Raw genomic sequence first — 20,623 nt, 5'->3', positions numbered from 1 at the left:
TTCAATGGTTCAAGCAGCCGGACCTCTTCAACGGGGGATTGGAGTGGCTATGGCTGACAGCCCGCACAGGCGCGGTACTGGCAGAAATGACGGCGGGAAGAAACGCGGCCCGGACGAGGCAGGGGATGCCGAGGCACCGCAGCAGGAGGAATCCGAAGCTGCCGGCCGGGAGGAAGCGCCTGCTGACCCCGGGCAGGCACCCCGCCCGCCGCGTCTTTACGGTTATGACCCGGACCAATGGCCGGAGCCGCGTTGACGGACTTTTCCCGGTCACAGGTTGCGGGCGGTCCGGGCAGCAGACAAGCAAAGCAGGGCGTGGCTAAGCTGGGTGTGTTCCGCATGATCAGTCCTGCTGACGAAAGTTAGGTGAGTGCCATGCCGAAGACCGGGAAGAACGATCACGCCCGCAAGGATGAGCTTCCCTCAACCCTGCAACGATCGGACCAGAAGGCGCAGGATACGTTCGCGAAAACCTACGACTCTGCCATGGAGTCCTATGACAACGACGAAAGCCGCGCAGCGCGTGCCGCCTACGCTTCCCTGAAGCACAGCTACGAAAAGGTCGGCGACCATTGGGAGCCCAAGGAGAAGCGCGGGCCTTCGGACGAGCGGGCGGAAAAGGGACTTGGCTCGAAAGAGCCCACTGCGGGCGGCGTGGACGCCAATGCCTCCAAGAAGCACCTGATGGAGCGGGCCCGGGAACTGGACATCAGCGGCCGCTCCAGCATGGACAAAGAAGAACTCGTCAAAGCGCTGCAAAAGGCGAATGACGCCGCAACCCGCAAGGCGCGCGGCAAGTAAGAGCAGCAGCCAGTACAACCAGGCAAGGACGCCAGGAGGTTCCGATGTCGGTGAAAGGCAAGGACGCAGCAGGCCGGGGCGGGCCGGAAGGACGCCAGGGCAACGGCTCCGCCGGCATCACGCCCAGGGATCCTGCCCTGGTCCGGAACGTGGCGCTCGTGGGCCGGTCCGGCGCCGGCAAAACCACCCTCATCGAGGCGCTGCTGGAAGCCAACGGCATGATCACCCGGAAGGGCTCTGTGGTCGACGGAACCACCGTGAGCGACTCCGATCCCGCCGCCATCCACCAGCAGCGCTCGGTGGCGCTGTCAGTGGTGCCGCTGCCCGTGGCGGGCATCAAGGTCAACCTCCTCGACACGCCCGGTTATCCGGACTTCATCGGCGAACTCCGCGCGGGCCTGCGCGCCGCGGACGCCGTCCTGTTCGCCGTCTCCGCCGTGGACGGGGTGGATGCAGGCACCACCGCAATCTGGCAGGAGTGCCAGTACCTGGGCATGCCCCGCGCAGTGGTCATCACGCGGCTGGACCATCCCCGCGCTGATTACGACGGCGTCCTGGCCGCCTGCCGCGAAGCGTTCGGCGACACTGTGCTGCCGTTGTACGTTCCGGTCCGGGCCGGCGGGGAAGTCACTGGCCTGCATGGCCTGCTGACCGGGACGGTCTTCGAGTATCCAGCGGAGGGTTCCGGCCCGGCGGCGCGGGCGGCGGACCCCGGGGAACTGGCGGACGCGGAGTCTTCCCGGGCTGAGCTGATCGAGGGAATCATCGCCGAAAGCGAAGACGAGACATTGATGGACCGCTACCTTGGCGGGGAGGACATCGATGCCGGCGTCCTTATCCCTGATCTGGAAACCGCCGTCGCCCGCGGGTCCTTCTTCCCGGCCGTGCCCGCCTCGGCGATGACCGGGCTGGGAACCGCCGAACTGCTGGAGCTCCTCACGAAAGCGTTCCCATCTCCACCGGAGCGCAGCCTGCCCCGGGCCACCGACCTGTCAGGTTCCCCGGTGCGCGCCCTCGCCTGCGACCCTGCCGGGCCGCTCGCGGCAGAGGTTGTCCGCACCACGGTTGATGCTTTCCTGGGCCGCGTCTGCCTGGTCCGGGTCTTCTCCGGCACCCTGAGCGGGGACACGCCCGTGCATGTCAGCGGGCACGGGCTGGCGGACCGGGGCCACCAGGACCATGACACCGACGAACGGCTCACGCACCTTTACTCACCGCTGGGATCCACCCTCCGGCCCGTCCCTTTTTGCATCGCCGGTGACATCGCGGCCGTGGCCAAGCTGGGCACCGCGGAGACCGGGGACACCATCTCCGCGAAGGACCAGCCGCTGCTGCTGGCGACATGGGAGATGCCGGAGCCGCTGATGCCGGTGGCCGTCGAAGCCGATTCGCACAGTGACGAGGACGCCCTCGCCCGCAGCCTGGGGAAGGTGGCCGCCGGAGACCCGACGCTGAGGGTGGAACGGAACGCCGAAACCCACCAGCTGATCCTTTGGTGCATGGGGGAGGCGCACGCCGAAGTGGTGCTGGACAGGCTCCGCGACCAGGGCGTGAAGCTGCACACTGTGGACGTGGTGACGCCGTTGCGGGAAACTTTCTCGGCCCCGGCGGCCGGGCACGGCCGGCACGTCAAGCAGTCCGGCGGCCACGGCCAGTACGCCGTGTGCGACATCGAGGTGGAACCGCTGGCCAGGGGCGCAGGTTTCGAGTTCGTTGACAAGACTGTGGGCGGGGTCATTCCCGGGACGTTCATTTCGTCGGTGGAAAAGGGTGTCCGGGCGCAGATGCAACGAGGCGTTGCCTCCGGGTTTCCTGTGGTGGACCTTCGGGTGACCCTGGTAGGCGGCAAGGCGCACAGTGTTGATTCCTCGGACGCAGCGTTCCAGGCGGCCGGCGCCCTGGCCTTGAGGGAGGCCGCCGCCGCGGGAAGCATCCAGCTGCTCGAGCCTGTCTCGTCAGTGGTGCTCAGCGTTCCGGACGAGCATGTGGGCACAGTGATGAGCGATCTTTCCGGCCGTCGGGGCAGGCTCACCGGGACGTCGTCATCCGGCGGGGACCGGACCGAAATCACAGCGGAAGTGCCGGACCAGGAACTGCTGAAATACGCGGTGGAGCTGCGCGCTTTGACTGCTGGCACCGGAACGTTCAGCCGGCACTACCTCCGGCATGATCCCCTGCCGGGCAACCTGGCCGCGGCGGCCCGCTGATCAGGGGATCGGCAGCAGAAGAAAGCCCCATGGACGGGTCCGGACCCGAGGCGCTGCAGCGTTCGGCGGAAACGCTGCAGCGCACCCTCGCCAGCCTGGGCATCTGACCCGGCGCCCGGAGCCGTTTCGGCTACTGCTCCTGCAACGCCGGTCCTGCACCGCCGGTCCTGCAACGCCGGAGTCAATAGGAAATGAAGGCCACCAGTTCGCCCACCCGGTCCTCCGGGTAGTTTTTCGCAATGTCGCCCTGGCTCAGGACGCCCACCAGGTCATGGCCGTCAATGACCGGCAACCTCCGGACCTGGTGGTCCTGCATGGTCCTGATGGCCTCCTCGATGGAGTCATCGGCTCCGATGGTGACGGGCTTGCCTTCACCGAACTGACCCGCCGTGGCTGTCCGCGGATCCCCGCCCTCCGCCAAGCACTTAACCACGATGTCCCGGTCCGTGAGCATGCCCTTGAGCCGGTTGTCTTGGCCGCAGATGGGCAGTGAGCCCACATCAAGTTCCTTCATCTTCCGTGCGGCCGCTTCCAGGGTTTCGTTTTCACCCACGCACTCCGCGCCCCCGGTCATGATTTCCCGTGCCGTTGCCATGATCGCTCCTTCCTGATGTGGTGCCGCGTCGACGGCCTCTTCGGGTGGCCCTTCGGGACCTGGCTCTTGATGGGCGGCCCGCAGAACCAGCTGATGACAAAAATGCTAAGCCTGCTGATTATTAGTGTCCAGAGGTGGAGTATGACTGCCCAGGGCCGGAGTTAGGACCGCTCGGCGGGCTCCGGTCTCCTCGAGATCAATGCTTGCTTCGTCGCAATCAGGTAGTAAGCTTGCTGACCAATACTAGTAAGCCTGCTGATTAATTGAGACAGGAAGAGGCCATGGGTACAGTTTTCGCCGCCGCTTCGGCATTGGTGGTTGCCGCAGCCGGTGCAGCCGCGGCCCTCAGCGCTCCCTTTGGTGCTGCCGGCCACGGGGGCCAGTATCTTGCAGGACACGTGCTCCTCGGGCTGGGCCTCGGGCAGTCGATCGCCATCCTGCTGCGCGTGGCGGTCAAGCGGCTGCTCGCACGGCGGGCCGCCGCCAGTGTTGCTGAGGCTCCTGTATACACGGCGCCGGTCAGTGTCCTGCCGGCCCGGCCGGCGGCCATGGCCCCGGCAGCAATCGCCCAAACATCCGCTTTCCCAACACCGGATTCCCATGCAACTGCTGCCCGTGAATCGATGGCTCCAGTAAGTGTGCTTCCGGCGCGGCCTGCGGCGATGGTTCCGCTGCGGGGCCGGCATGCCGCCTGAGGCTCCGGTATTGGCCGCGGGCAGTGATGGCCGTCCCGGCCGAAAAAACTCCTGGCTGTGGCGTGCAGCCGCTGCACTGGCTGGTGCCGCCTGCCTTGCCGTGGTTCTGTATACCGCCGCACCGCTCCTGCAGCCCCGGGATTCTGATGCCGGGACACTTCGGGGCCTGCAGGTCAGGGTCCTGAACATCAGCCAGGCGGCGGCAGAGAACAGGATGGACGGCGCGCTCGCCGCACTTGAGGCACTGGAGAAGGACCTGAACGATGCCGCCGGCCAGGGCCTGATTTCCTTGTCCCGTTACCGCGGAATCGAAGCCGCGGTGGAGGACGTGCGGGCGGACATCAATGGCCAGCTTGCGGCAGCGTCGGCCCCCGCACCAGTAGTCCCGGCTCCGGCATTATCCGAGCCGACTACACAGTCTGAGCCTGCGGAACCGGCACCCCAAACCCAACCCGAACAGCCGGCCTTGGTTCCGGCACCGGCTCCGGTCCAGCCGCAACCGGTGGTGCCGGGTCCGGCCAAGGAGTCAAAGGGCAAAGGCAAGGGGAAACCCTAGCCCCGGTTCCGGCACAATGGACGAATGACTTCTTCGGGAAGGCAGCAGCAGCCGGTGGCGCCCAAACCCTTTGATCTTGGGACCATTGGTGTCGGTTTGGCCTTTGCGGAATCGTTGCCTGCCCTCACCCGGGCGGTCGGTGGCGGGGCAGGACCGGCGGCAGTTGTACAGGCGCCGCCCGGGACCGGCAAGACCACGCTCGTCCCGCCGCTCCTTGCAAACCTCATGGCACACGGCAGCGGACGCATTGTGGTCACCCAGCCCCGCCGCGTTGCTGCCCGGGCGGCCGCCAGGCGCCTCGCCGTGCTGGACGGCAGCGCTCTGGGCGGGCGCGTTGGCTACTCCGTGCGGGGCGAGCGGCAGGCAAGCCAGGGAACCGTCGTCGAATTCGTCACGCCCGGCATCCTGTTGCGCCGATTGCTGGCCGACCCCGGCCTCGGAGGCACGGCAGCGGTGGTCCTTGACGAGGTCCACGAACGCGGGATGGAAACGGACCTGCTGGTGGGCATGCTCGCCGAGGTCCGGGAGCTTCGGGGTGACCTGACCGTCGTCGCCATGTCCGCGACCCTGGACGCTCCGCGGTTTGCTGCACTTTTTTCCAACAGCGGCGGCAGTGCTGAGGACGACGGGGCGCCGGCTCCCGTAGTGGACTGCACCTCAGTGCTTCACACCCTTCACACGGACTGGCGGCCCGCGCCCGGGACACGGCTGGACGGCAGGGGAGTGACGCCCGCCTTCCTGGAGCACGTGGCCCGGACGGCCGCGGAGGAGTTCACCCGGGTACTTAGGGGCGACACCTCCAGTGACGCGCTCGTTTTCCTCCCCGGCGCGAGGGAGGTTTCGCGGGTCGCGGCCGACCTTCGGCGGCAGCTGGGCAGCAGCGTTGACGTCCTGGAACTCCATGGCCAAGTGACAGCCGCTGAACAGGATCTGGCGGTTTCCGGGCGGTTGCCCGGCGGCAAGGCACGGATGATTGTCTCCACCGACCTGGCCGAGTCCTCCCTCACGGTTCCCGGTGTCCGGCTGGTCATTGACTCCGGCCTGACCCGCGAGCCGCGCCGCGACGCTGGCCGGGGCATGAGCGGGCTGGTCACGGTTTCCTGTTCCCGGGCCTCGGCCGATCAACGGGCGGGACGTGCTGCCCGCCAGGGACCGGGGCGTGTGGTGCGCTGCTACGACCAGCAGGCCTATGGCGCAGCCCCTGCCCACGTCACGCCGGAAATCAGGGTGGCGGACCTCACCGGCGCCGCGCTGCTGCTCTCTGCCTGGGGTTCTCCCCGGGGCGAAGGCCTCGCGCTGCCGGACCAGCCGCCGGGGCAGGCCATGGACGACGCAATGGAAGTACTCCGCGAACTGGGCGCCGTGGCGCCTGACGGCCACGTCACCGCCGCGGGTCGGCTTCTTGCCAGCATCCCGGCCGATCCGCGGCTGGGCCGGGCGCTGCTGGACGGAGCGGCCGCCGTCGGGCAGCTGGCCGCCGCGGAGGCAGTGGCCCTGGTCTCGGCTGACCACCGGGCTCCGGGCGCAGACCTCACCCGCCTCCTGTCCCAGCTCCGTGATGAAAAAGGCGCAGCTGCCCGGCGCTGGGCGGAGGACACCCGCCGGCTTGCCGCCCTGGCGCAGCGCGGTGCGCTCTCCGCTTCGCCCGTCCTGCCATCGCCGGTGACCGGCAGCGCAATGGTGGGAGCCGTCGTCGCCCTTGCCTTCCCCGACCGGGTGGCACGCCGCGTGGACGGCGACCCGCCCAACCGCTACCTCCTGTCCTCCGGAACCCGCGCCGGGCTGCCCGCCGGCAGTTCCCTGTCCGGCCACGAATGGCTTGCCGTGGCGGAAGTAACCCGTGCCGACGGCAGGGATGCCGCCGGCACCGGCGCCGTGATCCGCTCCGCCGCACCGCTGACGCCCGACCTCGCCGAAGCCGCGGCCGGGCGCCTCCTGACGGACTCCGTCGAAGCGCAATTTGCAGGCGGCCGCGTGTCCGCACGAAAAGTCCGGCGCCTCGGGGCGATCGTCCTGTCGTCCACCCCTGTCCGGCCGTCACGGGCCGAGGGGAGCGCCGCCGTCGCGAAGGCCTTGAAAAAGGAAGGACTCGGCGCCCTGGAATGGTCGACGGCGGCAGAGGCGCTCCGCCGCCGGCTCGCCTTCCTGCACCACGGACTGGATGGTTCCTGGCCGGATGTCTCGGACCAGGCCCTGTTGCTGCGGCTCGAGGAGTGGCTGGGCCCGGAGCTGGAAGCCCTCGCCGGCGGAGCAGCCGCACGTTCCGTTGACCTGGCCGGCCCGCTCCGGCGGCTGCTGCCCTGGCCGGAGGCCGCCCAACTTGATGACCTCGTGCCGGAATGGCTCGAGGTGCCCAGCGGGTCGCGGATCAGGATCGGGTACCCGGAGGCTGCGGATCACACGGGCCGCCCGGTGGTGGCCGTCAAGCTGCAGGAGTGCTTCGGGTGGGCAGAGACACCCCGGCTTCTGGGCGGCCGCGTGCCGGTCCTGTTCCACCTGCTGTCGCCCGCGCGGCGCCCCCTGGCCGTGACCGACGATCTCACGTCCTTCTGGTCGGGCCCCTACGCCCAGGTCCGGGCTGAAATGCGCGGGCGCTACCCCAGGCACCCCTGGCCCGAGGATCCCTGGGCGGCCACCGCCACCGCACGCGTCAAACCCCGTCAGTAGCCGCATTCCGGGCACGCCTTGCAGCCTGGTCCAGGCTCCGTGAGAACTAAGATACACAGCCGAAACGTCCCGTCGATGGGCTGAAACATGCTCCGGTTAGGCTCGTTCCTACCTGGACAGAGTGGTCCACATCAGACATGGAAGGACGTAAAGATGTTTCTCTTGAACAGCCTTAACCTTTTGCTCGACGGCCGCCGCTTCGAGGACGGCCGGTCCCAAAACGGCGCCGGCGGAACCAGCGAGTTCCCCGAAGGCCGCCTCACCTCCGCCGCCTGGGAAGGCTGGTGGCACGAGGACGCAGCCGCGTAGCACTGCCACGGGGACTGAAACGCCGGCCGTTAGTGCCCGGCTCCGGCAGAACGCTCCGTCACTGTTCCGGAATCCAATACGGTGCCTCCGCTCCGGCCCCTGTCAGGTTGTCGCAACGGACCAATTGGGTGCCGATGCGCGTCAGGGGGCAGGGCTCATAGCTGTTCCCCGGCGCCTCCTGAAGCCCGGCTGAAGCGAAAGCGGGATATCCCGGAACAGTTGCGACCAGCAGCAGCGCTGCCGTGGCGGCGGCACGGACTGGTGGCAGGGAAACGGAAAACATGGTTGGGCCTTTCAAATGATTCTCGGGTGGCCCTTCCAGCCTCATGCCAGAGGTTCGCGCGCACATCCGGTAGCGCCCCTTAAAAAACTCCCGCAGGCCCTTAAAAAATAGGGGGCATGCAGCCCTGTCAGTCATCAGGGCGCGGGTGTAAAGCTGGGAGCGTGGCATTCAAAGACGATGCCGGTGCACACGATTTGGTGGGACGGGACCAGGAGCTCGCTGTCCTGGCCGCATTTATTGAGGCAGTCCGATCCGGGACAGCGCGCACACTGATCGTGAGCGGCGACGCAGGCGTAGGCAAGACGGCCTTAGTGGAGCAGGCGTGCGCGGCGGGTACCGATGTGGTGATCGTCAAAGGCGCTGCCCTGCCCCTTGCAGGGCAGGAAGTGCCCTACCTGGGTTTGCGTTCGGCACCTGCGGCCCTGGCCGCTCCGTTGTTCTCCTCTGCAACCCATGTCCCGCTGCCCGATGCCGCCCTGCGCATCGACGAATGGATCAGCGCCGTTGCGGACGAACAGCCCGTACTTCTGGTCATTGACGACCTGCAGTGGGTCGATCAGGACAGCCTGGATGTGCTGATGTACCTGGCTGCCGGCCCGCCCAACCGGCGTTTTGGCCTGGTGTGTACGCTCCGCACAGGAGAACTGGGCGAAGCCCACGCCCTGCACACCTGGCTGGCCGACCTCCGCCGGCTGCCAGGGGTCCGGCTCTGCACACTGCCGGCGCTGGACAGGCCAGGCACGGAAGCGCAGCTTGGGCAACTGCTGGGCTCGCCCCCCGGCCAGTCCCTGGTAACCGAAATATTCCGGCACAGTGGCGGGAATCCCTACTTCAACCTCCTGCTGTCCGAGGGGTTGGCAACCGGTTCCGCCCAACTGCCGCCGGGTTTCCCGGTGGACCTCCGGCAGGCAGTCCTGCGGTCGTGGCGGGGCCTTCCGGAGGAGGTGCGGAACCTGACCCGAATCCTTGCAGTGGGAGGCCGGGCCATCTCGGGCGGCGACCTTGAATCGATTGCCGCCATGGACTCCGTTCAAGGCGTGGTGCCCCAGCTGCTCAGGACCGCAACAGAGGCTGGAATCCTGGACCTCGAACCTGACGGCACCTACTGGTTTCATCATCCGCTCATCGCCGAAGTCCTTGAACAGGGCCTTTCCGCGGACGAGCGGAAGCGGTGGCACGCGGCTTTCTGCGTTCTCTATGAGAACCAGTTGAGGGATCATCCGGGCGGGGACCGCCTGACAGCGCTGGCGGATCACTACTACCTGGCCGGAAATGTTGATGAAGCCTTTCGATGCGCTGTGGCGGCAGCTGACGCCGCTGCGCGTTCCGGGGCCTCCGGGGACGCCCTTCGAATGCTCCAGCGGGCCGTCTCTCTCTGGAAACAGGCGCGTTCACCGAACATTCGGCTCCGGGAACTGTGGGACCGGGTGCGTACCGAAGCTTTTGCTGCAGGGCATTTGCCGCCGAGCTGGAAGCGGTGGAGGAACTGCTTGCCAGCCTGGACACAGTGCGGGAACCACTGGCAGCAGCTGAACTGCGGGTCCGGCGCATGCACTTGCGCTGGTCCCTGGGCCATGCGTTCTTTACTGCGGAGGACGTCAACGAAGCCGTGCGCCTCTCCGCCGTGCAGCCGGGCAGCTGGCAGCACGCCTTCGCACTGGCAGAGCTGGCGCACGCGTCCCAGTGGCACGTCCGCAGCGGCGTTGACGCAGTAGCCGTGCAGGCGCTCAAACTGGCACGTGCGTCCGGCCACCCCCCGGGCCATGGCCTATGCGCTGACGTCGTCGGCCATGGCAGCAGTTTTTGGTGAGCGTCCGGACGAAGCTGTCCGGCTCGCCTATGAAGCGGCGGCCGACGCATTGGCAGCCCGCGACTTCTGGGCCTATGTCCATGCCTATGCCTGGGTGGGGAATGCCCAGGAAACCTGGGCCAGCGCCCGCTACGCAGACCTGATGCGCGCGGGCAGGAGGGAACTTGCCGCACATGTTGCGCCGCACGCATACATGTCCAAGCTGGCAGCCGACGAAGCCGCGAGCTACCTTGCCGCCGGCGATTGGCAACGTACCCAGGAGGCGCTGCGGACGGTAAGGAGCTTTGATCCCGGACCAATGGGGGACGTCAGTGGAAGGCTGACTGCGGCCAGGCTGGCCGCGTTGCAAGGCAGGGTACTGGAAGCCCGGGCGCAGCTGGCCCGGGCGGAAGAAATTAATCAGGACACGGCCGCCTTTGTGAACCTCAACGTTGCTGCCGTCCGTGCCGAGGTGGAGGCCGCCGGGGGATATCCGGAGAAATCCTTCGAAGCCGCCATGGCCGGTGCCACGCGTCCGGGACCACCGCCCACCATGTGTGAATGGCTGGTTCCGCTGGCGGCCAAGGCCCTGGCTGACAGGGCCGGGCAGGCAAGGGATTCCGGTTCACCAACCGCAGGTCTCGTGGCAGCCTCCCGCCGCCTCAAGGAGGAGTTCCCGGAGGTGCTCAGGGAACCGGGGGTCCAGTCCACCCTCTACCGGAGCCAGTTGGTTGCGTTCTCACTGCTGTACACCGCCGAACTCGGACGGGCAGGCTTCTCTCCGGCCAACGGGGAGCAATGGGCGGCTGCGGCGGAGGCTTTCAGGATCGGCGCCCTTCCCTGGGAAGAGGTCTACTGCTGCCGCAGGGCGGCCGAAGTCCTGTTGACGGGTGGGGAAGCCCACCGGAGCCTCGCGGCCCGACTGCTGCGGCATGGACTTTCCCTGGCCATTGCGCTAAATGCAATTCCGCATCGCGACGCGCTGGAGCGGCTGGCGGTCCATGCCCGCGTGCCGGTGGTACCTGTTGGAACCGGGAATGGTGAACGAGGCGGGCTTCCCGGCCTGACGCCACGCGAGTCGGCTGTCCTGAATCATGTGATGGCGGGAAGAACCTATCGGGAGATTGCCGAGGCGCTGGTCATCAGTGAAAAAACGGTAAGTTCGCACATCTCCAGCCTCTTGCGGAAGACAGGTGCAGCCAACCGGGTTGACCTGGCCCGGCTCGCCGCTGCGAAAGCCGTCACCCGGAACTCCGGATGAATGCTGCCACCGGCCCGGCCAGGGAGGCGCCCACCTCAGCGGCGGGGCGCCTGGTGCCGGCGACAGCGAAGGAGTGGTCGCCGCCCTCCACCCACTGAAGGACAGCATTGGGGCCGATGCGGGACACCACGTCTGCCAGGAGTTCCGGAGTGGCGAATGTGTCCCGGCTGCCCTGCAGGAACAGCATGGGAGCGGACAGTCCGTACAGATGTTCGTCCCGCAGCTTCTCGGGCTTGCCCGGCGGATGCAGGGGATACCCCAGGTAGACGAGCCCGGCAGCGTCCATACCATCCGCCACAGCCATGGACGCCATCCGGCCGCCAAAGGATTTACCGGCCGCCCAGAGCGGGCCAGCGTCCTGATGCTTCCCCGCCTGCCCGGCGGCAGCGGCCATGGCAGCACGCCACGCCGCGATGGCCACAGGCGGCCGGTCCGGGAACTTCCTTCCGGCTTCGCGGTAGGGAAAGTTGAAGCGCAGCGTCGCCACGCCCAGCCCGTTCAGTGCCGCCGTGAACCCGGTGAGGAACGGATGCTCCATCCCGGCGCCGGCGCCATGGGCAACCACCAACGTGGCGGAAGGATTGTCGGGGCGGGCATAAGCTGCGCTGACGGTCACGTCGCCCACCGTAATGGTCAGGGGAACTTCCGGGGCTGGCATCCCTCCATCATGCCGGACCGGGAGGCGGAAATCTGTCCGGTTTCCGGAGCCGGGGTGTACGTTGTCCCCATGGCGAGCGAACAGACCACCATTATGGTTCCGGGCCCCGACGGCGGCCGTGAGATGCGCATTTCCAGCCCCAGCCGCGTCCTTTGGCCGGATCTGGGGCTCACCAAACTGGACCTGGCACGTTACATGTGCGACGTGGGAGAAGCCTTCATCGCGGCCAACGGGGACCGGCCGGTGGCCCTGCAGAGGTACTCGGACAACGTCAATGGCGAGATGTTCTTCTCAAAGAACCCGCCCAAGGGGACGCCGGACTTCATCCGGACGCAGAAGGTGGTTTTTCCCAGCGCCCGCACGCATCCGATGCTGATCCTGGATGAGCCCGCTGCTGCCGTATGGGCTGTCCAGATGAACACGGTGGTCTTCCATCCGTGGCCCTCGCGCAGCGCGGACACCGACAACCCGGACCAGCTGCGCATCGACCTGGATCCGCAGCCGGGCACCGACTTTGGGGATGCCGTCCCCGCGGCGCTGGTGATGAAGGAGGTCCTGGCCGAGGCCGGGCTGACCTGCTTCATCAAGACCTCCGGCAACCGCGGGCTGCACGTCTACGCCCCCATCGAGCCCACGCGGGAGTTCCTCGATGTGCGGCATGCCGTCATTGCCGCCGCCCGTGAAGTGGAGCGGCGGATGCCGGAGCAGGTCACCACCGCGTGGTGGAAGGAAGAACGGGGGAAGCGGGTATTCCTGGACTTCAACCAGGCCAACCGCGACCGCACCATCGCCGGCGCCTACAGCCCGCGTGCGCTGCCGCATGCTTCGGTCTCCTGCCCGATCACCTGGGACGAGCTGGAGACTGCCGACCCGAAGGACTTCACCATCCTGACCGTGCCGGACCGGCTCAGAACTGTGGGCGACCCGTGGGCGGACATGCACAGCACATCGGGCACCATCGACACGCTTCTAAAGTGGTGGGAGCGGGACCTTAAGGCCGGCCTCGAGGAGATGCCATTCCCGCCGGACTACCCCAAAATGCCGGGCGAGCCGCCCCGGGTGCAGCCCAGCCGCGCCCGGAAGCAGGACTGACGGACTATTCGAAGCGTGCCGGGTCTCCGGTACCGCGCCGGACCACCTCAGCCACTCCGCTGGAGAAATCCACTACGGTGGTGGGCTCCGCCCCGCAGTCGCCGGCATCGATCACCGCGTCCACCAGGTGGTCCAGCCGCTCCTTGATCTCCCAGCCCTGGGTCAGCGGGTCTTCCTCGTCCGGCAGCAGCAGCGTGCTGGAGAGCAGGGGCTCACCGAGTTCTGCCAGCAGCGCCTGCACCACCCTGTTGTCGGGGATCCTGACTCCTACTGTCTTCTTTTTGGGGTGCAGGAGCCGCCGCGGAACCTCTTTGGTGGCAGGCAGGATAAAGGTGTAGCTTCCGGGGGTCACGGATTTGATGCTGCGGAAGACGTCGTTGCCTATGTTCACGAACTGCCCCAGCTGGGCGAAATCCTTGCAGACCAGGGTGAAATGGTGCTTGTCGTCCAGGCTGCGGATGCTCCTGATCCGGTCCAGGGCGTCCTTGTTGCCCAGCTGGGCGCCCAACGCATAGCAGGAGTCTGTGGGATAGGCGATCAGTCCGCCGTCGAGCACCATGCGTACTGCCTGGGCGATGGCCCGGGGCTGCGGATCCTGCGGATGAACGTCAAAGTATCTGGCCATGTACCCGAGCCTACGTTCCCGCGCCGCGCCGCCGCACCATTGAAGCGCCCGCCGCATGTGGTGTGGGCGGAGCGCACGGCACGCGGGGGCCGGACTGGGTGGCAGAATGTGGCTCATGGCTATGGAACGGATCGTCGTGGGCCTCCAGGGCGACGACGACGGGGAACTCCTGGTGCGCCGCGCCGCGAGGCTTCTCCACCGGGGCGTTGGCGGGGAACTGCTCGCCGTCCATGTACGCACCCCGGCCGGGACCCGGGCGGAGTCCCCGCAGGCACTCGAAGCCCAGCGCCGCCTGGTTGCAGACGTCGGCGGCAGCTATCATACGGTATCGGCCTCCGATGCCGCCGCCGCCCTCGTGGAGTTCGCCCGCTCGGCAGCGGCCTCCCACATCCTGGTGGGCCAGTCCCGCCGCCGCAGGATCACGGCCCCCTTCAGCCTGGGCGTGGACACCAAAGTGGTGCGGGAGGCGGCGGACATTGACGTCCAGGTGGTGCCACTGGTCCGGTACTCCGGCGGCCGGGGGAGGCGGCCGGAACTGGGCCGGGCGCGGACGGGGTTCGGGTTTGCCCTCGCCGCGGTTCTTCCGCCTTTGTTGCAGCTCCTCCTGGCCATGTTCGATCACAGTGTGGCCACCGCGGTGCTGATTCAGCTCACCGGCGCCGTGGCCGTAGCACTGGTGGGCGGATTGTGGCCGGCGGTTTCGGGTGCCCTCTGGAGCAGCCTGCTGGTGAACTACTTTTCCACTCCGCCCCTCGGCGACCTCGCCATCCACGACCCCCAGGACCTGCTCTCGCTGGCGGTATTTGTCGGCGTTTCGGTGGCGGTGGCCGGCGTGGTGGATGGATCTGCCCGGCGTTCCAAGGAAGCGTCCCGGGCACAGGCCGAAGCCGCCACCCTGGGTGATCTTGCCTTGGGCGCGTCCCGGTCCGAGGACACCCTCCACGGCCTGCTCGCTGAAGCCCTCGATGCCTTCGGTGCCTCCGGGGCCGCCGTCGTCAGCAACCTCCCGGCCGCCGGGCATCGGGATCCGAAGGGTCAGGGAACAGGGCGCACGCCGCTCCTGCTGGCGGGAGCCGGTGATATTTCCGGCTGGCAGGACGGAGCCCAGGACCTCCGCGGCCTTCCGGGCGCCACTACCGTCCAGGTGGACCCGGTGACGTGGCTGGTCCTGTTCGGCAGGGAGGTGCCGCCGGCAGGGCGGAGGCTGCTCGGCGCCTTCGCGGTGCATGTCAAAGCCCAACTGGAGCGCCGGCAGTTGGAGTCCAGCCGGCACGAGATCCTGCGCCTTGCAGAAGGCAACACCATGCGCACGGCCATCCTGCAGGCCGTCTCCCACGACCTGCGTACCCCGCTGGCCGGAATCAAACTCGCGGCCGGCGGGCTCCTGCAAAATGGTGTTGCCTATACGCCGGCTGAGCAGCGAGAGCTGCTGGAGACCATTGATGCGTGCAGTGACCGGCTCGATTCTCTGGTGGGGAACCTGTTGGACATGTCCCGGATCACCGCCCGTTCGGTGGAGCCGCTGCTGGGCCCGGTGAGGTGGAGCGAGGCAATTGATGCGGCGTTGCGCGGGCTTCCGGACGGTGCTGTTGCGGTGGCGCTGCCGGCCAACCTGCCGCCGGTGGAAGCGGACCGCGGGCTGCTGGAACGGGTCATTGCCAACATCCTTGAGAACGCGCTCAAGCATGCCCCGGGCTCGGGAGTGTCGGTGACCACGACGGCGGACGGGCTGGGCGGTGTGACTCCTGAGGGACACCCGTGCGGCGAACTGCGCATCGTCGATCATGGTCCCGGCGTTCCCGAGCGGAAGGTGCTGGACATGTTCAGGCCGTTCCAGCGGGTTGATGACCTGCCCCATGCCAGCGGCCTGGGCCTGGGACTGGCCGTCGCCCAGGGCTTCGTCCAGGCCATGCGGGGAACACTGAGCGCCGAGGGGACCCCAGGGGGAGGGCTGACGATGATCATCCGGTTGCCGCTCTCCACCGGAAGCCCCGGTGGCGCCGGCAGTATTGCCGCGAATGCGGATACGGTTCCAGGCAGCGGGACGGTGCTGACATGAGCGGACAATCCCCGGCAGGACCAGGACAGGAAGGGTCGCAAAAGGCCGGACTCCAGAAGGCCGTCCGGCATGAGCCCATGGTTCAGGAGGCTGCGCCGCAGGGTGCGAAGATCCTCGTGGTGGATGACGACCCCCACCTGCTGAAGGCGCTGCGCATCACGCTGGCGGCGCATGGCTATGACGTTGCTGTCGCGGAGGACGGCGCGTCTGCCCTCGCCGCTGCCGGGCGGAACGTCCCCGACGTTGTGGTCCTGGACCTCGGGCTGCCGGACATGGACGGCGCAGAGGTCCTGGGTAATCTTCGCCGGTGGAGTTCCGTGCCGGTGCTGGTCCTGTCGGCGCGGCACGGCTCATCGGACAAGGTGGGAGCGCTGGACGCCGGTGCCGATGACTACATCACCAAGCCGTTCGGACTGGACGAGCTCCAGGCACGGCTTCGGGCCCTCATGCGGCGGGTTCCGGGTCCGGAGTCAGCCCCGGTGGTGGCATCGTCCGGATTTTCAGTGGACCTCGTTCACCGGCAGGTGCTTCGCGACGGAACCGCTGTGCGGCTCACACCCACTGAGTGGAACATCCTCGAAATCCTGGTGCGGAATCCGAAAAGCCTCGTCACGCAGCAGCAACTGCTGGCGCACGCCTGGGGGCCTGCCTACCAGAAGGAAGCCAACTATCTGCGGGTTTACATGGCGCAGCTGCGCAGGAAACTCGAAGCCGACCCCGGCAATCCCCGCCACCTGCTGACCGAACCCGGAATCGGGTACCGCTTCGTTCCCTAGAATTCGGCCAGACGGGGCTGTCCTGCCCCCTACCCAGAGGCCTGCCTGGTGGGGCAGGATGTTGTCTGGTTCCATTCCTTTCAGTTCAAACTCAAGGAGATCCAGCTATGCCCACCACACTCAACCCCTACCTCAGCTTCCGCGACAACGCACGGGAGGCCATGAACTTCTACCAGTCGGTTTTCGGCGGTGAGCTGACACTCAGCACCTTTGGAGAGTTTCAAGCCAGCGAGGACCCGGCTGAGGCCGAAAAGATCATGCACGGGATGCTGACCACCACACAGGGCCTGGTGCTGATGGGTGCCGACACCCCGAACAGCATGGAGTTCAGTTCGGGCTCGTCCATCTCCATCTCCCTCAGCGGTGAAGATGAGACCGAACTGCGTGGTTACTACGACAAGCTCAGCGGCGGGGGCGGCACCGTAACGGTTCCCATGGAGCAGGCTCCCTGGGGTGACATTTTCGGCATGTGCACCGACAAGTACGGGGTGTCCTGGCTTGTGAACGTCAACAACCAGCAGGCAGCCGGGGCGTCGTAACCCGGCGGCCGGGCGTGGCCCGGCCGTGTTTCCTTGAGGGGGGACGCCACGCAGTGCGACGATGGACGCGTGGAGTCCCTCCTTGATTTTCTTTCGGATAAATGGTGGCTTGTTTTCCCCATGAGCGCCCTCGCCGGCCACTGGGCAAATACCTGGCGGAAGGCCGGTGACCGGCGCCACCAGCGGAAGGTGGAGCTGTATAAGCTCCGGAACCAGGCGCATGCGGCGGAGAAGGCCTCCGTGGCTGACGTCGAATCGCTGATGGCCGCCCATGATGCCACCAACAAACGCTGGCTGGAGTACGAGCTCGATGTGGGCAAGCTCATCGACTTTCCACTGATGACCGATGTCCGTGAACCGCTCACCGTGGCCTTCTTGCGCGCCAAACGGGAAGCCGACGGCCTCAGGCCCTCATCCCCGACGGAAATGACCGCTACTTCCCGCGTGGAGGCGTACCGGAAGGCCGTTGACGGTTTCAGTGTGGCCCTGGACGTCGCCGAGCGGGAGGCCAGGCGCCTCAGGGACAGCAAGTTCACGGGGCCGGAGCGTGAGCGGCTGGCCACTGCCCGGCAGCTGCTGAAAATCGCCGAGGATCAGGCGGCAACCCCGGCTGAACGGCAGGCCGCATACAAGCGGGCACGCCGTGAACTGGACGGGCTCATTGTGCTGCCGGACGTCACCCTGGCGGCGCTGGAGGACAAGATCTCCCCCATGCTCGAGCCCGGCGTGCAGCCCTCGGACCCGCAGCACCGCTGAGTTCCCGGAGATGAACAATGGCCCTCCGCACGTTGTACCTCGACGTGGACGGCGTCCTCTGTCCGTTTGGTGCGGCAGGGAGCAACGGGTGGGGAACGGCGTGGCGGTACGCAGATGCGGGCCTCCTGCCAGTGGCCTTCGCGCCCGAACTCGTGGCCGGACTGAACAGCTTGGCGGCGACGGCGGAACTCCGGTGTGTCTGGCTGACCAGCTGGGAGGAGCTGGCGCCCCAATACCTCTGTCCGGCGATTGGCCTGGACGGCGCCCGGTGGCCGCACCTGATGGCCGGGGGAGCGGGAAGCGGTCCCGGCTGGTGGAAGCTCGATGCCATCCAGGACGACGTGGAACGGACATCGCCCGACGCCGTCGCCTGGGTGGACGACCAGCTCGCCTACGAGGCCGAAGCCCAGGCCTGGGCCCGGATTATGGGCCATCGGCTGCTGGTTGTCTCGCCGGATCCCAGGCAGGGGATTTCGCCGTCGGAACTGGAAGCGGTGCGTTCCTTCCTCAGGCAACCGTTGTTTTGACCTCCTGCCCCGGACGCGTACGATCGATAAGGTTTCACGCCGGCTGAGTTAACGCCGCAGGTCATTCCAAGCGAACAGCTGGTGAATTATGCTGTGCAAGGCAGCCGGGGGAAAGAAACTGCTGAACGTCGACTCTGCAGATTGGGCAACAGGTGGATATCACCTTTATGGTGGCGCTGGTCATCGCACTGGCACTATTTTTCGACTTCACGAACGGTTTCCACGACACCGCGAATGCCATGGCCACGCCCATTGCAACCGGTGCGATCAAGCCGAAGACAGCCGTGACCCTCGCAGCAATCCTGAACCTGGTGGGAGCCTTCCTGTCCACAGAGGTGGCGAAAACGGTCTCCGGCGGGATCATCCGTGAAGGCTCCGATGGCGTGCAGATCACGCCGGACATCATCTTCGCGGGCCTGATGGGTGCCATCCTGTGGAACATGATCACCTGGCTGAAGGGCCTGCCGTCCAGTTCATCCCATGCGCTGTTTGGCGGCCTGATCGGCGCGGCCATCGCCGGCATCGGGTTCAACTCCATCAATCTTGAGACGCTGCTGCAGAAGGTGATCCTGCCGGCAATCTTTGCTCCGGTCATCGCAGGAGCCGTTGCCTACGTCTGCACCCGCCTTGCCTACGCATTGACGGCCCGCCAGGATCCCGAAACGGGGTCCAAGCTGACGCAGAAGCGCGGCGGCTTCCGGACGGGCCAGATCTTCACCTCCAGCCTGGTGGCCCTGGCCCATGGCACGAATGATGCCCAGAAGACGATGGGTATCATCACGCTGGTGCTTATTGCCGCCGGCACCCAGACCCCGGGCTCGGGCCCCCAGGTCTGGGTGATCGCAGCCTGCGCCCTGGCCATCGCCATCGGCACCTACGCCGGCGGTTGGCGCATCATCCGGACCATGGGTTCTGGCCTCACGGAGGTCAAGCCCGCGCAGGGCTTCGCCGCGGAAACCAGCACCGCTTCCGCCATCCTCGCGTCCTCGCACCTCGGTTTCGCCCTTTCCACCACGCAGGTTGCGTCCGGCTCCGTGATCGGCTCCGGCATGGGCCGCCGGGGAACCACGGTCCGCTGGAACATGGTAGGCAAGATCGCCCTGGGCTGGCTGTTTACCCTTCCTGCTGCGGGGATCGTGGGCGCGCTCACAGCGCTGCTCGTCAAGACCGGGGTGGTGGGCGTCCTGATTGCCGCCATCGCGGGCACGGCAGCAGTACTCTTTATGTTCTTCTACTCCCGGAAGTCCGCTGTGGGCCACCACAACGCCGTCGAGGTTGAGGAAGCCGGCCAGGCCGTCCGCTTCGCGAAGAAGAAGGCAATGGCCCGCGCCCGTGCAGATGCCAAGGCGAAGGCCAAAGCGAAAGCCAAGGTGAAGGCCGAGGCGGAAGCTTCGACCCCTACAGAATCTCCGGCTGAGGCAGAGGCCGAAGCCACCACAACGAAGGATGCCCAGCGATGAAGTGGTTGGAACTGCTGACCGTGGCCGGTGCCACGCTGGCGGCCGCAGTAACTGTGGTGGTGCTCTACTCGCTCGGCGTTCGGCTCACCGCCATTGCCGGCGACGCCCAGCAGGCCTCGCCGGGCTTCAAAAGGTCCCTTGCCTACGCGTGCTTTGGCCTGTGCGGGCTTGCTGTGCTCTTCGGGCTCTACCTGATCATTCCCTACTTCTCCCGCTAGCCCCCAGGGAAGCGCGCACCAGCCATTGGCCAGTACGGGGCCGCTCGCTAGGCTTGTGGCATGTCACGGATCCAGTATTTTGTAGCCGCGTCACTTGACGGATTCATTGCCACTCCCGCCGACGACCTTGGCTGGCTCCTGCAGTTCGACGGCTTCGAAGGCGGCATGGAAAGCTACGAGGCCTTTATGGCGGGCGTGGGCTGCATCGTGATGGGCGGCGGCACCTACGCCTGGCTCATGAAGCACGAGTCGGGCAACTGGCCGTACCCGGGAACACCCTGCTACGTCTTCACCCGGCATGAGCACACAGCACCTGCGGGCGCGGACATCACGTTCGTGCGCGGGGACGTCAGCGAGTTCATGGCGGATTTCACGGCGGACGCCGGAAGCCGGAACATCTGGTTGGTGGGCGGCGGAGACCTCGCTGCCCAGTTTGCCGAGGCCGGCCTGCTGGATGAACTCATCCTCTCGGTGATCCCGGTGGTCCTGGGCAACGGCAAGCGCCTCTTGCCCCTGACAGGCCCCACGGCGCCGCTTGAATTGACTGGATCCCGCGCCATGGGGAGCGGCATCATTGAGCTGCGGTACCTGCTCAACGGCAACGGCAAGGCAGACGGCCGCTAGGACACGCCGCCCCTACGTCCCTCTTGCGTCACGCAGGGCATGGTTTTCGGGACTGCCCGACGGCGGGACCGCGCCGTTTAGCGTTGTGGCACCCGAGGCAGGCCAGAAGGCTGCCCTGCGTGACGC

Annotated in this window: 22 protein-coding genes; 18 read left to right on the top strand and 4 right to left on the bottom strand. The window is 67.0% G+C overall.

Features of this window, described 5'->3' with window-relative positions; all coding sequences use genetic code 11:
- Positions 1 to 49: 49 nt before the first annotated feature.
- The 3 genes from FNL14_RS19970 to FNL14_RS19960 all read left to right on the top strand — a co-directional run bounded on the left by FNL14_RS19970 (position 50) and on the right by FNL14_RS19960 (position 3,008).
- Positions 50 to 256, top strand: coding sequence for a hypothetical protein (locus FNL14_RS19970; protein ID WP_142063712.1), 207 nt, complete (start codon positions 50 to 52; stop codon positions 254 to 256).
- 119 nt (positions 257 to 375) lie between these two features.
- On the top strand, positions 376 to 801 hold the full coding sequence (locus FNL14_RS19965; RefSeq protein ID WP_091418722.1) for a ChaB family protein: 426 nt from the start codon (positions 376 to 378) through the stop codon (positions 799 to 801).
- 44 nt (positions 802 to 845) lie between these two features.
- On the top strand, positions 846 to 3,008 hold the full coding sequence (locus FNL14_RS19960; protein ID WP_142063709.1) for an elongation factor G-like protein EF-G2: 2,163 nt from the start codon (positions 846 to 848) through the stop codon (positions 3,006 to 3,008).
- Positions 3,009 to 3,189: 181 nt separating this feature from the next.
- Here the strand turns inward: FNL14_RS19960 and FNL14_RS19955 are convergent, their stop codons facing one another.
- Entirely contained in the window at positions 3,190 to 3,603 is a 414-nt protein-coding gene (locus FNL14_RS19955; RefSeq protein WP_142063693.1) for a CBS domain-containing protein, read from the bottom strand.
- A 281-nt stretch (positions 3,604 to 3,884) separates the two neighbouring features.
- Here FNL14_RS19955 and FNL14_RS19950 point away from each other — a divergent pair, with 281 nt between their 5' ends.
- The 4 genes from FNL14_RS19950 to FNL14_RS23385 all read left to right on the top strand — a co-directional run bounded on the left by FNL14_RS19950 (position 3,885) and on the right by FNL14_RS23385 (position 7,830).
- Positions 3,885 to 4,298: a hypothetical protein gene (locus tag FNL14_RS19950; RefSeq protein WP_142063690.1), complete on the top strand. Its 414-nt coding sequence runs from the start codon at positions 3,885 to 3,887 to the stop codon at positions 4,296 to 4,298.
- A 10-nt stretch (positions 4,299 to 4,308) separates the two neighbouring features.
- Entirely contained in the window at positions 4,309 to 4,854 is a 546-nt protein-coding gene (locus tag FNL14_RS19945) for a hypothetical protein (RefSeq protein ID WP_142063687.1), read from the top strand.
- A 24-nt stretch (positions 4,855 to 4,878) separates the two neighbouring features.
- Complete coding sequence (hrpB, locus tag FNL14_RS19940) at positions 4,879 to 7,521, top strand: ATP-dependent helicase HrpB (protein WP_142063684.1); 2,643 nt, start codon at positions 4,879 to 4,881, stop codon at positions 7,519 to 7,521.
- A gap of 153 nt (positions 7,522 to 7,674) precedes the next feature.
- Positions 7,675 to 7,830 (top strand): hypothetical protein, encoded by a 156-nt coding sequence (locus tag FNL14_RS23385; RefSeq protein WP_170850751.1) that lies wholly within the window; start codon positions 7,675 to 7,677, stop codon positions 7,828 to 7,830.
- A 58-nt stretch (positions 7,831 to 7,888) separates the two neighbouring features.
- On the opposite strand, the gene FNL14_RS19935 is transcribed toward FNL14_RS23385, so the two are convergent.
- Positions 7,889 to 8,113 (bottom strand): hypothetical protein, encoded by a 225-nt coding sequence (locus tag FNL14_RS19935; RefSeq protein WP_142063681.1) that lies wholly within the window; start codon positions 8,111 to 8,113, stop codon positions 7,889 to 7,891.
- A gap of 161 nt (positions 8,114 to 8,274) precedes the next feature.
- On the opposite strand from FNL14_RS19935, the gene FNL14_RS19930 reads away from it, so the two are divergent.
- On the top strand, positions 8,275 to 9,828 hold the full coding sequence (locus FNL14_RS19930; protein WP_181762717.1) for an AAA family ATPase: 1,554 nt from the start codon (positions 8,275 to 8,277) through the stop codon (positions 9,826 to 9,828).
- Positions 9,829 to 9,852: 24 nt separating this feature from the next.
- Positions 9,853 to 11,163 (top strand): LuxR C-terminal-related transcriptional regulator, encoded by a 1,311-nt coding sequence (locus tag FNL14_RS19925; RefSeq protein ID WP_142063675.1) that lies wholly within the window; start codon positions 9,853 to 9,855, stop codon positions 11,161 to 11,163.
- Here FNL14_RS19925 and FNL14_RS19920 read toward each other — a convergent pair.
- Positions 11,144 to 11,821 (bottom strand): alpha/beta family hydrolase, encoded by a 678-nt coding sequence (locus FNL14_RS19920; protein ID WP_142063673.1) that lies wholly within the window; start codon positions 11,819 to 11,821, stop codon positions 11,144 to 11,146. The genes FNL14_RS19925 and FNL14_RS19920 overlap by 20 nt on opposite strands.
- Positions 11,822 to 11,890: 69 nt before the next feature.
- Between FNL14_RS19920 and ligD the strand changes: the two genes are divergently transcribed.
- Positions 11,891 to 12,913: a non-homologous end-joining DNA ligase gene (gene ligD, locus FNL14_RS19915; protein ID WP_142063671.1), complete on the top strand. Its 1,023-nt coding sequence runs from the start codon at positions 11,891 to 11,893 to the stop codon at positions 12,911 to 12,913.
- Positions 12,914 to 12,917: 4 nt separating this feature from the next.
- Here the strand turns inward: ligD and FNL14_RS19910 are convergent, their stop codons facing one another.
- Positions 12,918 to 13,538: an L-threonylcarbamoyladenylate synthase gene (locus tag FNL14_RS19910; protein ID WP_142063669.1), complete on the bottom strand. Its 621-nt coding sequence runs from the start codon at positions 13,536 to 13,538 to the stop codon at positions 12,918 to 12,920.
- A 115-nt stretch (positions 13,539 to 13,653) separates the two neighbouring features.
- Here FNL14_RS19910 and FNL14_RS19905 point away from each other — a divergent pair, with 115 nt between their 5' ends.
- The 8 genes from FNL14_RS19905 to FNL14_RS19870 all read left to right on the top strand — a co-directional run bounded on the left by FNL14_RS19905 (position 13,654) and on the right by FNL14_RS19870 (position 20,497).
- Positions 13,654 to 15,597 carry a DUF4118 domain-containing protein gene (locus tag FNL14_RS19905; RefSeq protein ID WP_255470935.1) on the top strand — a complete coding sequence of 648 codons (1,944 nt, stop codon included), beginning with the start codon at positions 13,654 to 13,656 and terminating at the stop codon, positions 15,595 to 15,597.
- Between the two features lie 77 nt (positions 15,598 to 15,674).
- Complete coding sequence (locus FNL14_RS19900; protein WP_142063743.1) at positions 15,675 to 16,373, top strand: response regulator; 699 nt, start codon at positions 15,675 to 15,677, stop codon at positions 16,371 to 16,373.
- Positions 16,374 to 16,480: 107 nt separating this feature from the next.
- On the top strand, positions 16,481 to 16,912 hold the full coding sequence (locus tag FNL14_RS19895) for a VOC family protein (protein WP_142063665.1): 432 nt from the start codon (positions 16,481 to 16,483) through the stop codon (positions 16,910 to 16,912).
- Between the two features lie 120 nt (positions 16,913 to 17,032).
- Positions 17,033 to 17,668: a hypothetical protein gene (locus FNL14_RS19890; protein ID WP_370455889.1), complete on the top strand. Its 636-nt coding sequence runs from the start codon at positions 17,033 to 17,035 to the stop codon at positions 17,666 to 17,668.
- A gap of 17 nt (positions 17,669 to 17,685) precedes the next feature.
- Positions 17,686 to 18,195, top strand: coding sequence for an HAD domain-containing protein (locus FNL14_RS19885; RefSeq protein ID WP_142063660.1), 510 nt, complete (start codon positions 17,686 to 17,688; stop codon positions 18,193 to 18,195).
- A gap of 152 nt (positions 18,196 to 18,347) precedes the next feature.
- A complete protein-coding gene (locus FNL14_RS19880) occupies positions 18,348 to 19,655 on the top strand; it encodes an inorganic phosphate transporter (RefSeq protein WP_142063657.1) in 1,308 nt (435 codons plus the stop codon).
- On the top strand, positions 19,652 to 19,873 hold the full coding sequence (locus tag FNL14_RS19875; RefSeq protein WP_091418747.1) for a hypothetical protein: 222 nt from the start codon (positions 19,652 to 19,654) through the stop codon (positions 19,871 to 19,873). Before FNL14_RS19880 ends, FNL14_RS19875 begins: the two co-directional genes overlap by 4 nt.
- 60 nt (positions 19,874 to 19,933) lie before the next feature.
- Positions 19,934 to 20,497, top strand: coding sequence for a dihydrofolate reductase family protein (locus FNL14_RS19870; protein WP_142063654.1), 564 nt, complete (start codon positions 19,934 to 19,936; stop codon positions 20,495 to 20,497).
- Positions 20,498 to 20,623: the final 126 nt, after the last annotated feature.

It is taken from the genome of Pseudarthrobacter sp. B4EP4b (assembly GCF_006680095.1).
Lineage (GTDB): Bacteria > Actinomycetota > Actinomycetes > Actinomycetales > Micrococcaceae > Arthrobacter.
The sequence above is the reverse complement of the archived record's forward strand: the minus strand, read 5'-3'. Positions and strand labels throughout refer to the sequence as shown.

What these genes read in the sequence shown, in the direction of transcription:
- FNL14_RS23385 (WP_170850751.1), top strand. Translation starts at nt 7,675, where the DNA reads ATGTTTCTCTTGAACAGCCTTAACCTTTTGCTCGACGGCCGCCGCTTC.
- FNL14_RS19970 (WP_142063712.1), top strand. Translation starts at nt 50, where the DNA reads ATGGCTGACAGCCCGCACAGGCGCGGTACTGGCAGAAATGACGGCGGG.
- FNL14_RS19935 (WP_142063681.1), bottom strand. Translation starts at nt 8,113, where the DNA reads ATGTTTTCCGTTTCCCTGCCACCAGTCCGTGCCGCCGCCACGGCAGCG.
- FNL14_RS19920 (WP_142063673.1), bottom strand. Translation starts at nt 11,821, where the DNA reads ATGCCAGCCCCGGAAGTTCCCCTGACCATTACGGTGGGCGACGTGACC.
- ligD (WP_142063671.1), top strand. Translation starts at nt 11,891, where the DNA reads ATGGCGAGCGAACAGACCACCATTATGGTTCCGGGCCCCGACGGCGGC.
- FNL14_RS19870 (WP_142063654.1), top strand. Translation starts at nt 19,934, where the DNA reads ATGTCACGGATCCAGTATTTTGTAGCCGCGTCACTTGACGGATTCATT.
- hrpB (WP_142063684.1), top strand. Translation starts at nt 4,879, where the DNA reads ATGACTTCTTCGGGAAGGCAGCAGCAGCCGGTGGCGCCCAAACCCTTT.
- FNL14_RS19895 (WP_142063665.1), top strand. Translation starts at nt 16,481, where the DNA reads ATGCCCACCACACTCAACCCCTACCTCAGCTTCCGCGACAACGCACGG.
- FNL14_RS19960 (WP_142063709.1), top strand. Translation starts at nt 846, where the DNA reads ATGTCGGTGAAAGGCAAGGACGCAGCAGGCCGGGGCGGGCCGGAAGGA.
- FNL14_RS19910 (WP_142063669.1), bottom strand. Translation starts at nt 13,538, where the DNA reads ATGGCCAGATACTTTGACGTTCATCCGCAGGATCCGCAGCCCCGGGCC.
- FNL14_RS19885 (WP_142063660.1), top strand. Translation starts at nt 17,686, where the DNA reads ATGGCCCTCCGCACGTTGTACCTCGACGTGGACGGCGTCCTCTGTCCG.
- FNL14_RS19965 (WP_091418722.1), top strand. Translation starts at nt 376, where the DNA reads ATGCCGAAGACCGGGAAGAACGATCACGCCCGCAAGGATGAGCTTCCC.
- FNL14_RS19890 (WP_370455889.1), top strand. Translation starts at nt 17,033, where the DNA reads ATGAGCGCCCTCGCCGGCCACTGGGCAAATACCTGGCGGAAGGCCGGT.
- FNL14_RS19950 (WP_142063690.1), top strand. Translation starts at nt 3,885, where the DNA reads ATGGGTACAGTTTTCGCCGCCGCTTCGGCATTGGTGGTTGCCGCAGCC.
- FNL14_RS19955 (WP_142063693.1), bottom strand. Translation starts at nt 3,603, where the DNA reads ATGGCAACGGCACGGGAAATCATGACCGGGGGCGCGGAGTGCGTGGGT.
- FNL14_RS19905 (WP_255470935.1), top strand. Translation starts at nt 13,654, where the DNA reads ATGGCTATGGAACGGATCGTCGTGGGCCTCCAGGGCGACGACGACGGG.
- FNL14_RS19875 (WP_091418747.1), top strand. Translation starts at nt 19,652, where the DNA reads ATGAAGTGGTTGGAACTGCTGACCGTGGCCGGTGCCACGCTGGCGGCC.
- FNL14_RS19900 (WP_142063743.1), top strand. Translation starts at nt 15,675, where the DNA reads ATGGTTCAGGAGGCTGCGCCGCAGGGTGCGAAGATCCTCGTGGTGGAT.